This window comes from Bacillus sp. GMs2/2 (assembly GCF_050172095.1).
Lineage (GTDB): Bacteria > Bacillota > Bacilli > Bacillales > Bacillaceae_G > Bacillus_A > Bacillus_A cereus.
Map to the genome: position 1 here is coordinate 1 of NZ_JBNLYE010000123.1, position 11,908 is coordinate 11,908.

An 11,908-nucleotide genomic window follows, 5' to 3' on the forward strand; every position below is an offset into this window, starting at 1 on the left:
GAAAGAAAAACAACAATCAAATTAATATTGTGTTAAACCATCGAAAGAAAATTTCTTTGCCAGCCGCAGAAAATAAAACGGTAATTTCAAATGAAACTGCAATTAAACATGAAATGCTGCAGAGAATTGAAGAAGAGATGGGGAAGCTTGTTGGGATGGAGGATATAAAAAAGATAATAAAAGAAATATATGCTTGGATTTATGTGAATAAAAAAAGACAAGAAAAGGGATTGAAGTCAGAGAAGCAAGTACTTCATATGCTGTTTAAAGGGAATCCAGGTACAGGGAAGACAACTGTTGCTAGAATGATAGGAAAATTGCTGTTTGAGATGAATATTCTATCGAAAGGCCACTTGGTTGAAGCTGAACGTGCTGATCTTGTAGGAGAGTACATCGGCCATACAGCCCAAAAAACAAGAGATTTAATAAAAAAAGCAATGGGAGGTATTTTGTTTATTGATGAGGCGTATTCTTTAGCTCGAGGAGGAGAGAAGGACTTTGGAAAAGAAGCAATTGATACGCTTGTAAAACATATGGAAGATAAACAACATGGTTTTGTATTGATTTTAGCTGGATATTCAAGAGAGATGAATCACTTTCTTTCATTAAATCCAGGGCTTCAATCTCGTTTTCCATTTATTATTGAGTTTGCGGATTACTCGGTAAATCAGCTATTGGAAATTGGGAAGAGAATGTATGAAGATCGTGAATATCAGTTATCAAAAGAAGCTGAATGGAAATTTAGGGATCATTTACATGCGGTGAAGTATTCGTCGCAAATTACATCGTTTAGTAATGGGCGATATGTACGGAATATTGTTGAAAAATCAATTCGTACACAGGCGATGCGGTTGTTGCAAGAAGATGCGTATGATAAAAATGATTTAATTGGAATATCGAGTATGGATTTGATGCTCGAAGAGGAGACGCACAGTACATAAACTGTGCGTCAATTTTTGTGTATAAGTTCGTTTACTCTTTTTTTGCTTTTTCTTGGTGTGTTTTATGGAAGTGTTCCATTTTAGCGCTCTTTTCGTGTGCTGAATTAGGATCGTGTCCAAATTGATTTACTGAGCTTTTTTGAGCTCCTTTATTAACGTGGTTTGTCATTTGTATTCACCTCACTTTAAAAATTAGTATAAACATTATATAAAGAAAAAATCGTTAGAAAAGAAAAACCTCTTTACGATATGTAAAGAGGTTAGATTGCTATTTATGCATTGAACGTTCTTTCGTTTCGATACGTCTGTGCGGTAAATGCCATTTGTAATGAATAGAAACCATGCGGAAGCAAACAATTAAAATGAATAAAATGTAAAGGGCCCAATCGCTAACAATAATTTGAGCGCCAATTAAGAAACCTGCTAAAATTGTCCAAAAGGCATATACTTCAGCTCGAAGAACGAGAGGTTTTCTGCGGGCTAAAAGGTCGCGAATGATACCGCCGCCGATACCAGTTAAAACAGCTGCCACGATTGTGGCACTAATTGGTAAATTTAATTTTTGAGCATATAATGCTCCTTGTACAGCAAATGCTGATAAGCCGATAGCGTCAGTGATATTTTCCCACTTTTTCCAATGTCTAATTAACTTATTTGGAAAAAGAAAAATAATAGTCATTGATAAAAGTGCGATTTGGAATAACATGTCTTGTTGCCAAAACGCGACAATCGGATAACCGATTAATAAATTACGAAGGGCACCTCCCCCAAATGCGGTTGCCATTCCTAAAATATACACCCCGAAAATATCATAATCCTCTTCCATTGCAACAATGGCTCCGCTTAGTGCGAAAGCGATTGTGCCTATGATGCTAAAAATCTCCCATGCCATGAATTTTCTCCCCCGCTAACTAGATGAAATGTGCTTCCTCTGCTATTATATTAGAAGGTTTAAATTTCGAAAAGGATGAGTGAACATATTTGATGGAAGAAAAAGAAAAAGTCATATTAGTAGGCTGTCAATTGCCGCAAGATGATGATGAAAAATTTATGCATTCCATGAAAGAGCTTGCATCACTAGCGAAGACTGCACGAGCAGAATTGTTAGTGTCAACAACGCAAAAACGACCAAAGTTTCATCCAGCAACTTACATAGGTAAAGGGAAATTAGAAGAGCTTACAATGCTAACTGAAGAATTAGAGCCGGATGTTATTATATTTAATAATGAATTAACGCCGAGTCAAATTCGGAATTTATCCTCAGTATTAGATTCGAGAGTAATTGATCGAACGCAACTAATACTAGATATTTTTGCGCAACGTGCGAAGTCGAGGGAAGGTAAGCTTCAAGTAGAATTAGCTCAGTTGCAATATACAATGCCACGTCTTATGGGGCAAGGGTTGTCCTTATCACGTCTTGGTGGTGGTATTGGAACGAGAGGACCGGGTGAGACGAAACTTGAGACGGATCGTCGTCATATTCGATCGCGTATTGATGAAATAAAGAAACAACTTGCAGTTGTTGTGGAACACCGAAAAAGATATCGTGAGAGAAGAAAAGACAATAAAGTATTTCAAATTTCATTAATAGGCTATACAAATGCAGGGAAATCGACACTGTTTAATAGATTAACGGAAGCTAATACGTTTGAAGAAAACCTTCTGTTTGCAACACTAGACCCAACGACGAGGAAGATGCCCTTACCTTCCGGTTATACAGTATTACTAACTGATACTGTTGGTTTTATACAAGATTTACCCACTTCATTAATTGCTGCTTTTCGTTCAACACTGGAAGAAGCGGGGGAAGCAGATATTATTTTACATGTAGTTGATTCTGCGGATCCTAACTACATAGGGCATGAAAAAACAGTAAAACGATTATTATCAGAACTTGAAATTAATCATATTCCTATTATTACGTTATATAATAAAAAAGATGAATTACATCAAAACTTTATTCCGTTTCCGAAAAGTGATTTCTTAATGACTAGTGCTTTTGAAGAAAGTGATTTATTGCGTATAAAAGAAGCGATAGAAATGAAAATGAAGAAAGAAATGGATCGTTATCGAGTAGAAATCCCTCCGAGTGAAGGTAAGTTATTAACGCTTTTAAAGACGGAAACGCTATTAGCAAAGATGGAGTTTCTGGAAGATAAATTTGTATATGATTGTGCAGGGTATATTTTTACTCATTCATCGCTTAATGTGCAATTAAAGAGATTTTTAGTGGAAGAAGGAGAAAATAAAAATGTTTGATCGTTTGAAAAATGGAGAAAAAATTGCTCCAATCGTAAAAGAAGTAGAGAATCAGATTACAGAAGTACATAAACGTGCGGATGAAGTAATTGAAAGTAATCAGTTTCGTGTATTAGAAAGTTTTCGTAAACATAAAATTAGTGACTCGCATTTTATCCCGACGACAGGTTATGGTTATGATGATATTGGCCGTGATACGTTAGAAAAAGTGTATGCTGATGTATTTGGGGCGGAAGCTGGACTTGTTCGTCCGCAAATTATTTCAGGTACTCACGCTATTTCTACAGCGTTATTCGGTATTTTACGTCCAGGAGATGAGTTATTGTACATTACTGGGAAACCGTATGATACGTTAGAGGAAATCGTTGGTGTGCGTGGGAAAGGTGTAGGTTCATTTAAAGAATATAATATTGGTTACAATGCAGTTCCGCTAACTGAAGGTGGGCTTGTTGATTTTGAAGCTGTTGCAGCAGCGATTCATAGTAATACGAAAATGATCGGTATTCAGCGCTCGAAAGGTTATGCTACTCGTCCATCGTTTACTATTTCTCAAATTAAAGAGATGATCGCGTTTGTTAAAGAAATTAAACCTGATGTTGTTGTGTTTGTAGATAATTGTTATGGGGAGTTTATTGAAGAGCAAGAGCCGTGTCATGTTGGTGCAGATTTAATGGCGGGTTCGCTTATTAAAAACCCAGGCGGGGGAATTGTAAAAACTGGTGGTTACATTGTCGGTAAAGAACAGTATGTTGAAGCGTGTGCATATCGTTTAACATCTCCGGGAATTGGTGCGGAAGCTGGAGCGTCTTTATACAGTCTGCAAGAAATGTATCAAGGGTTCTTCTTAGCGCCACATGTTGCAGGACAAGCGCTGAAAGGTGCAATTTTTACAGCTGCGTTTTTAGAAAAGTTAGGAATGAACACGTCACCAGCGTGGAATGCACCAAGAACAGACTTAATTCAATCTGTTCAATTTGATGATAAAGACCGTATGGTTGCCTTCTGCCAAGCGATTCAATATGCATCTCCAATTAATTCGCATTTTACTCCGTATGCAAACTATATGCCAGGTTATGAAGATGATGTAATTATGGCGGCGGGAACATTTATTCAAGGTGCAAGTATTGAATTGTCTGCTGATGGTCCGATTAGACCACCGTATGTTGCATATGTGCAAGGTGGATTAACGTATTCGCATGTTAAAATTGCGATTTGTTCTGCGATTGATGAATTGATTGAAAAGAATTTATTAACAATTTCTTAAAGGGGAGCTGTCGATATCGGCAGCTTTTTTCGTATAAAAGTAACGATTTATGCGATTAGAAAAAAGAATGAAAAAATTTATAAAAAAATCATGTAAGAAAAGCTAACATCTATTGACACTAAACATAACATGTTATAAAATGAGAAGCAGTTAAGGCGAAGGAGGAACTGAAAAATGAAAGAAGATAGACGTTCTGCCCCGCTGTTTCCAATTGGTATTGTTATGGATTTAACACAATTGTCTGCACGTCAAATTCGCTACTATGAAGAGCATAATCTTGTTTCTCCAACCCGTACAAAGGGGAATCGTAGATTATTTTCATTTAACGATGTAGATAAGTTGTTAGAGATTAAAGATTTGTTAGATCAAGGCTTGAATATGGCTGGTATTAAGCAAGTGTTACTAATGAAAGAAAATCAAACAGAAGCAGTGAAAGTAAAAGAAGAAACGAAAGAAATTTCAAAAACTGAGCTTCGCAAAATACTTCGAGATGAACTACAACATACAGGTAGATTCAATCGAACTTCATTGCGACAAGGTGACATTTCAAGATTTTTTCACTAAAGATAACTGATTCTGAAGGCGATTAGAGGGACTAAGGAGGAATTTATAATGTCTAGATACACAAAAGAAGATATTTTCCGTTTGGCGAAAGAAGAGAATGTAAAGTATATCCGTTTACAATTTACGGACCTTTTAGGGGTAATTAAAAACGTAGAGATTCCAGTGAGACAATTAACGAAAGCTCTTGATAACAAAATGATGTTTGATGGATCTTCGATTGAAGGTTTCGTACGTATTGAAGAATCTGATATGTATTTATATCCTGATTTAGACACTTGGGTAATTTTCCCTTGGACAGCTGAAAAAGGTAAAGTAGCTCGACTAATCTGTGATATTTACAATGCAGATGGCACTCCATTTGATGGAGACCCACGTAACAACTTAAAACGTGTGTTAAAAGAAATGGAAGCTTTAGGATTTTCAGACTTCAATCTTGGACCAGAGCCAGAATTCTTCCTATTTAAGGTTGATGAAAAAGGAAATCCAACATTAGAACTAAACGATAACGGTGGATACTTCGACCTTGCGCCGATGGATCTAGGGGAAAACTGTCGTCGTGATATCGTTCTTGAACTTGAAGAAATGGGATTTGAAATTGAAGCATCTCACCATGAGGTTGCTCCAGGGCAGCACGAAATTGACTTTAAATATGCAAATGCAATTCGCTCATGTGATGACATTCAAACATTCAAACTTGTTGTAAAAACAATTGCTCGTAAACATGGTTTACACGCAACGTTTATGCCAAAACCACTATACGGTGTGAACGGTTCAGGTATGCACTGTAACTTATCATTATTTAAAAATGGTGAGAACGTATTCTTTGATGCAAACGGTGACTTACAATTAAGTGATGATGCTCGTCACTTCATCGCAGGTATTTTAAAACATGCACCAGCATTTACAGCGATAGCAAATCCAACTGTAAACTCATACAAACGTCTAGTGCCTGGATATGAAGCGCCTTGTTACGTAGCATGGTCTGCACAAAACCGTAGCCCGTTAGTGCGTATCCCTGCATCTCGTGGTATTAGTACACGCGTAGAAGTACGTAGTGTTGACCCAGCTGCAAACCCATATTTAGTAATGGCTACATTATTAGCTGCAGGTCTTGATGGAATTAAAAACAAATTAACTCCACCAGCAGCAGTAGATCGTAACATCTATGTAATGACAAAAGAAGAGCGCGAAGAAGCAGGTATCGTTGACTTGCCAGCGACATTAGCGCAAGCATTAGTTACATTACAATCTAATGAAGTAGTATGCGGTGCACTAGGAGAACACTTACTTGAGCACTTCATCGAAGCGAAAGAGATTGAGTGGGATATCTTTAGAACGCAAGTTCACCAATGGGAACGCGATCAATATATGTCTCTATACTAAGAGAGAGAAGCCTTGATACTACGGTATCAGGGCTTTTTTTAGCTTTTTTAAGTGAAGTTATTGGATTGTTTTTGATTTCCTTGAATCATTTTACTAAGAAAATTTTTTCGATAGAATCGATCTTCTCTTTTTTTAATTACTTGTGCTATAACTTAATGATTTTTTACTGCCTGTACGACGCGACCAATGATTTTTACGTCCTCATCTGCAAGGTTGTAAGTTTGTGGCTTGTGAATCGAATCATTACTTAATGGTATTAACGTAATGATACTTAGTTATAAAACAGTCTTATTCAGGGATTCATCAATTTATTTTCTAAATTTAGGCAATAAATATAGCTTAGTACCTTGCAATAAACAATACCAAGTGGTATATTATGGATAAGATAGGTACTGTGCATTGAACAGTACTAAGATAGGAAAGGAGGATGGCACTTGAACGTTCAGTTTAAAAAAGGTGTGCTTGAACTTTGTGTATTAGCACTTGTAAAACGTAAAGATAGTTACGGTTATGAACTTGTTCAGCAAATTTCTAATAAATTTTTAATATCGGAAGGGTCAGTATACCCTTTATTACGTCGTTTGACGAAAGAAGGGTATTTTCAGACGTATTTAAAGGAATCTACGGAAGGGCCACCTCGTAAATATTATCAATTAACAGAGCAAGGGGAGACGCAATTTCATTTGTTAGTAACAGAATGGCGTGATTTTGCGAAAGGGGTACAAGAAATTATTGAAGGGGTGGAATGGGATGAGTAAAGAAGGGTTTCTTAAAGAATTATCAAGTTATCTTAGAAAGTTACCAGAGGAAGAGAGGCAAGATATTTTATTGGATTATGAAGAGCACTTTCAGTTTGGACTAGAAGAGGGGAAAACTGAATCGGAAATAATACAGGGCCTTGGTTCTCCGAAAGTAATCGCGAAAGAATTACTTGCGATGTATCGCTTCGATGAAATGAAAAAAAATCCATCGACTTCAAATGTGACAAGAGCTGTTATGGCAGCGATTGGACTTAGTTTGTTTAATTTTATTATTGTGTTAGGCCCGTTAGTCGCAATTATTGCTTTTATATTTTCTTTTTGGATCGGTGGTATTGCTAGTGTAGTAACACCATTTTTCGTTATTGGAAAAGTATTTATGGGTACTTTTATATGGTTGGATCTTTTCGTTAGTATAACGTTTGTTGGGGTAGGTTTATTGTTATGTATTATCGCTTTTTATAGTACAAAGTGGTTTAAGAGATTGTGTGTACGATATGTAATATGGAACTTCAAAATGATAAAAGGAGAGTAAATGATGAAAAAACTATTTTTAATCGCTATCGCTTGTATCATTATTGGAGTAATAGGAATTTCCCAAACATATGAAAAAGCAGTACAAACTGCTGAAAAAGGCGATAAAGAAAATGTAATTAAAAACGAAACATTAAAAAATATAGAAGTTAAGTTAGATGCCGGGGATATTATTGTCCAAAAATCTCCTGACTCTTCTTTTTATGTAAAGCAATCGGGAGATGTACGTAAACAAGAGATTCGTATCGCAGAAGATGGTGACACATTAAAAATTATTGGGGAAAGAGAAAAAGGTGCTTCATTTGATTTTTCTTTTTACAATTTTAGGTTTCAAACGTCTAAATTGACTCTCCTTGTGCCCGAACGCTCTTACCAAGATATAAAAGTAAATTCATCTGCTGGACAAATCGAAATGAGTGATGTGAAAAGTGATAGCGTAAGTGTTAGAACACTTGCTGGAGAAGTAGAGTTGAAACAAGTAACGGCTAAGAATGTGGAGGGATCGACAAAAGCTGGTGAGGTGAACTTTAAGAAGGTATTAGGGAAAGTGACCGCAAAAACAACAAGTGGGGAAATAAATATTCAAGATCATGATTCTAAGTATAATCTAGAAGCAAGTTCAACTGCGGGAGATATAGATATTACTTTATCGGAAAAACCACAAGATGCGGTAATTACTGGGCAAAGTGCTGCCGGAGATGTAACAATTTTTAATGAAGAAAATAAAAACGTAACAATTGGAAATGGTAGTAAAAAGATTAGTGGTAAAACGGCTGCTGGAGATGTGACGATTAAAACTCGTTAATAAGAAATAGAATGCATGGAAATCTATCAAAATACAAAAAAGAAGATAATTACCGTATATAAATAAGGTAATTATCTTCTTTTTATTATTTTTTAATGTAAATCACGATATACGCCAATTACTTTCCCGATAACTGACACTTGTTTTAAAATGATAGGTTCTAATGAAGAATTTTCTGGTTGTAAACGGAAATGGTCTTTTTCTTTATAGAAACGTTTAACAGTTGCTTCATTATCTTCTGTTAAAGCGACTACAATTTCACCATTATATGCAGACTGTTGTTGGCGAACAACAACTAAATCTCCATCGAAAATACCAGCTTCAATCATACTATCTCCAGAAATACGTAACATGAACACTTGGTCTGCTCCAGCAACAATACTAGCTGGAAGTGGGAAATGTTCCTCTACGCTTTCGACCGCTGTAATTGGTAAACCAGCAGTAACTTTTCCGACAATTGGAACTTGAATAACAGATTGTGTTTCCGTATCCATTCGGTCTTCACCTAAAATTTCAATGGCACGTGGTTTTGTTGGATCGCGTCGAATGTATCCTTTTTCTTCTAATCGTGATAAATGTCCGTGCACTGTAGAACTAGAAGCGAGGCCGACTGCTTGACCAATTTCACGTACGGAAGGTGGATATCCTTTTTCTTGTACTTTTAGCTTAATAAAGTCGAGAATGTCTTGCTGGCGTTTCGTTAACTTTTCCATGTTTTCTAACACCTCGTTTTCTTTCATTTTTCTTATTAATAAGTATAACATGTGAAAAAACATTCTACAAACATAAGTTCGAACAAATGGCGGATTTATGTTACACTATAGGGAAATAATAGGGAGAAAGAGGGGTTCAAAATGAATGCAATTATTTATGCACGTGTGAGTACAACGAAAGAAGCGCAAGAAACATCATTATTACGTCAAAAAGATGAATTATTGCATTTAGCTGAGCGCTATCAAATGAATGTTACTAAGGTGATTGAAGAGCAGGCTAGTGGATATACAATTGAACGTGACGGTATATTAGAGGTGTTGGATACAATTCGAGACGAACAAATTGATGTGTTACTTATACAAGATGAAACGCGTCTTGGTAGAGGAAATGCGAAGATCGCGTTAATGCATTGTTTACATAAAGAAGGCATAAAAGTATATACGCATACACATAATGGTGAATTACAATTGTCGGATTCTGATTCGATGGTATTAGATATTATTGGTATTGTTGAAGAATATCAAAGAAAGATTCATAATATGAAAATTAAACGAGGTATGCAACGTGCAGTAGAAAAAGGTTATCGTCCAGAAAAAAATTTAAAAAATCGTCATTTAAGTGTAGGAAGAGAGAAAAAAGAAGTGCCAATTGAGGAAATTGTACGTTTGCGAAAAAGTGAACTCACGTTTGAAGAAATTGCAGCAACATTACGTGGATTTGGTCATAATGTTTCAAAGGCAACTGTACATCGTAGATATGTAGAGTATACGAAGCAATTGCTTGATAAAGAAGAGTAACTATTGTATGATAATAATCAGTTTTGATTAGAAGGGGGATTCGAGATGATTAATCACGAACTCGTTGAACGCATTAACTTCTTAGCGAAAAAAGCAAAAGCTGAAGGTTTAACTGAAGAAGAGCAACGTGAGCGTCAATCGCTACGTGAACAATATTTAAAAGGATTTCGTCAAAATATGTTAAACGAACTTAAAGGTATTAAAGTTGTTAACGAAGAAGGTACAGATGTTACACCGACGAAATTAAAAGCTTTAAAAAAGCAAGATAATGCAAAATTAAATTAAAAGATGGGCGAAGCCCATCTTTTTTATTTGTAAAAATCGTTATTTAATAACTTTCCAGTTGTTATTAACTGTTGCTTCTATCGTTTTATGTTCCAATATATAATTAGCGATAAGTTCAGACATATCTGTGGGTATATCTTTTACTACTGGTTTGTTTTGAAACATAAAGAAATTTCCCCCGCCACTTGCACGATAATTATTCATTACAACGTCATATTCTTCATTCATATTAAGAGGAGCACTGTCATGCTGTAAAGATTCTACTCTTTCACCAATTGGTTTTGAAATGTTTAATACGTATGAAATCCCTTCCCACATATCATAATTATAATGTTGTGGCTTTGGTTCTATGTAGGTAGGACTTACGGTGATGGATCCATCTGTTTTTAATGTGAAATAAGAAGCAGAGAGTTCAAGAGCGTTTTTTATATCTGCTCCAGTTATTCTAATTACTTTTAATGTGTTTGGATAAATATAATTAGAAACGATGTCACGCATTGTTACATGTTCCGGGAAACCTGAAGATGTATTATGGAACAAACTTGTACAAGAAATTGATACATTAGCTATATCCATCTGTATTTTATTTATGAATTCGATAAAAGGATGATCATGCAAACGAGTTTGCATAGCATCTGAAATTTGCATGCCCCCTTGAATGATTCCAATAGGTTGATCAAGCCACTTTTGTGTTTTCTCTTCGTAATCGGCTACCAATGAAAGTACATCTTGGTCCGCCTCAACTCCTTGTACAGATAATAATTCAGAAGAACTCTCTTTTTTCACCCATTTATGTTTTGTTTTTTCGAATGTTATTTTTACTTTTCCAACTGAGTGTCCATTGCATCCAGTCTGTAAAATTGTTACACCGTTAGCCATTGTGTGAGAAATTTCTCGGTGTTGATGACCTGTTAGTAAAAGATCTATACCTTCAATTTCATGGCACATTGCATATCCTTGGTTTTCTCCTGTTAACACTTCAGTCGGTACCCCGGTTTGTAAATCTCGTTCAACTCCCCCGTGATACGCTACGACTAGTAAATCTGGTTTCTCATGTTTGCGAATGTAAGAAACCCATTCTTTTGTAGTCTTTAATGCATCTTCAAATAGTAAATCTTTAATGTGATGGGGTTGTTCCCAATTGGGAATGTAATGCGTTGTCACCCCTAAAATAGCAATTTTTATATTTGATTCAATATGTTTTATTACATATGGTTTCCCGAAATAAGGTTTTTTACTGTTTTTATCTAAAATGTTTGCTGATAGGTACGGGAAGTTCGCAGTAGTCACAGCATTATTTAATATATCCATCCCGTAATTAAATTCATGATTGCCGATAATTGCAGCGTCATACTGTAAGTAATTCGCTAATAAGGACATTGGGTTTTTTTTGTTTTTTTCGTATGTAACATAATGATAAGTAAATGGTGTGCCTTGAATAAAGTCGCCATTATCAATTAAAAGAACGTTTCTATTTTTGGAACGTTCTTTTTTTATAAGAGTAGAAATTTTAGCTAAACCAAGTTCTGCTGGGGAGTTATCTTGGTAGTGAATAGGATAAACAGTGCCATGTATATCGCTTGTTAATAAGATGTTTAAAGTTA

14 protein-coding genes and 1 pseudogene are annotated in these 11,908 nt (G+C 35.7%); 10 read left to right on the plus strand and 5 right to left on the minus strand.

The annotated features are described in order from the left end of the window. Positions 1-941 (plus strand): stage V sporulation protein K (gene spoVK / locus ACQGS6_RS15925; RefSeq protein ID WP_426965297.1); only part of this gene is annotated, 941 nt, incomplete at its 5' end. Between the two features lie 31 nt (positions 942-972). Here spoVK and ACQGS6_RS15930 read toward each other — a convergent pair. Further along, complete coding sequence (locus tag ACQGS6_RS15930) at positions 973-1,110, minus strand: hypothetical protein (protein ID WP_000181501.1); 138 nt, start codon at positions 1,108-1,110, stop codon at positions 973-975. A gap of 99 nt (positions 1,111-1,209) precedes the next feature. Continuing rightward, the gene (locus ACQGS6_RS15935; protein WP_000312267.1) at positions 1,210-1,833 is read right to left on the minus strand and encodes a trimeric intracellular cation channel family protein; all 624 of its coding nucleotides are present in this window, start codon (positions 1,831-1,833) and stop codon (positions 1,210-1,212) included. Between the two features lie 92 nt (positions 1,834-1,925). Here ACQGS6_RS15935 and hflX point away from each other — a divergent pair, with 92 nt between their 5' ends. The 4 genes from hflX (at position 1,926) to glnA (ending at position 6,411) form a co-directional block, all read left to right on the plus strand. Beyond that, entirely contained in the window at positions 1,926-3,200 is a 1,275-nt protein-coding gene (gene hflX, locus ACQGS6_RS15940) for a GTPase HflX (protein WP_242785018.1), read from the plus strand. Then, positions 3,193-4,464, plus strand: a complete 1,272-nt coding sequence (locus ACQGS6_RS15945) for an aminotransferase class I/II-fold pyridoxal phosphate-dependent enzyme (protein ID WP_000460282.1) — start codon at positions 3,193-3,195, stop codon at positions 4,462-4,464. Before hflX ends, ACQGS6_RS15945 begins: the two co-directional genes overlap by 8 nt. A 174-nt stretch (positions 4,465-4,638) precedes the next feature. Next, positions 4,639-5,028, plus strand: a complete 390-nt coding sequence (gene glnR, locus ACQGS6_RS15950) for a transcriptional repressor GlnR (protein WP_000656783.1) — start codon at positions 4,639-4,641, stop codon at positions 5,026-5,028. Between the two features lie 48 nt (positions 5,029-5,076). Then, positions 5,077-6,411 (plus strand): type I glutamate--ammonia ligase, encoded by a 1,335-nt coding sequence (glnA, locus tag ACQGS6_RS15955; protein WP_000092763.1) that lies wholly within the window; start codon positions 5,077-5,079, stop codon positions 6,409-6,411. Between the two features lie 152 nt (positions 6,412-6,563). Here the strand turns inward: glnA and ACQGS6_RS15960 are convergent. Further along, positions 6,564-6,683, minus strand: a pseudogene (locus ACQGS6_RS15960) (LexA family protein); the annotation flags it as partial. A 162-nt stretch (positions 6,684-6,845) separates the two neighbouring features. On the opposite strand from ACQGS6_RS15960, the gene ACQGS6_RS15965 reads away from it, so the two are divergent. The 3 genes from ACQGS6_RS15965 to ACQGS6_RS15975 are packed head-to-tail and all read left to right on the plus strand — an operon-like array spanning position 6,846 to position 8,508. Next, positions 6,846-7,169, plus strand: a complete 324-nt coding sequence (locus ACQGS6_RS15965) for a PadR family transcriptional regulator (protein WP_001102628.1) — start codon at positions 6,846-6,848, stop codon at positions 7,167-7,169. Further along, positions 7,162-7,704, plus strand: a complete 543-nt coding sequence (locus tag ACQGS6_RS15970) for a DUF1700 domain-containing protein (RefSeq protein WP_000031383.1) — start codon at positions 7,162-7,164, stop codon at positions 7,702-7,704. The genes ACQGS6_RS15965 and ACQGS6_RS15970 overlap by 8 nt, the downstream gene beginning before the upstream one ends. Then, positions 7,705-8,508 carry a DUF4097 family beta strand repeat-containing protein gene (locus ACQGS6_RS15975; RefSeq protein WP_009326606.1) on the plus strand — a complete coding sequence of 268 codons (804 nt, stop codon included), beginning with the start codon at positions 7,705-7,707 and terminating at the stop codon, positions 8,506-8,508. A gap of 92 nt (positions 8,509-8,600) precedes the next feature. On the opposite strand, the gene lexA is transcribed toward ACQGS6_RS15975, so the two are convergent. Then, complete coding sequence (lexA, locus tag ACQGS6_RS15980; RefSeq protein ID WP_000413738.1) at positions 8,601-9,221, minus strand: transcriptional repressor LexA; 621 nt, start codon at positions 9,219-9,221, stop codon at positions 8,601-8,603. Positions 9,222-9,362: 141 nt separating this feature from the next. Here lexA and ACQGS6_RS15985 point away from each other — a divergent pair, with 141 nt between their 5' ends. After that, entirely contained in the window at positions 9,363-10,019 is a 657-nt protein-coding gene (locus ACQGS6_RS15985; RefSeq protein ID WP_000991472.1) for a YneB family resolvase-like protein, read from the plus strand. A gap of 45 nt (positions 10,020-10,064) precedes the next feature. Further along, the gene (locus tag ACQGS6_RS15990) at positions 10,065-10,304 is read left to right on the plus strand and encodes a DUF896 domain-containing protein (protein WP_000607015.1); all 240 of its coding nucleotides are present in this window, start codon (positions 10,065-10,067) and stop codon (positions 10,302-10,304) included. Between the two features lie 39 nt (positions 10,305-10,343). On the opposite strand, the gene ACQGS6_RS15995 is transcribed toward ACQGS6_RS15990, so the two are convergent. Continuing rightward, positions 10,344-11,908: bifunctional metallophosphatase/5'-nucleotidase (locus ACQGS6_RS15995; protein WP_426965298.1), on the minus strand; the 1,565-nt coding region annotated here is incomplete at its 5' end.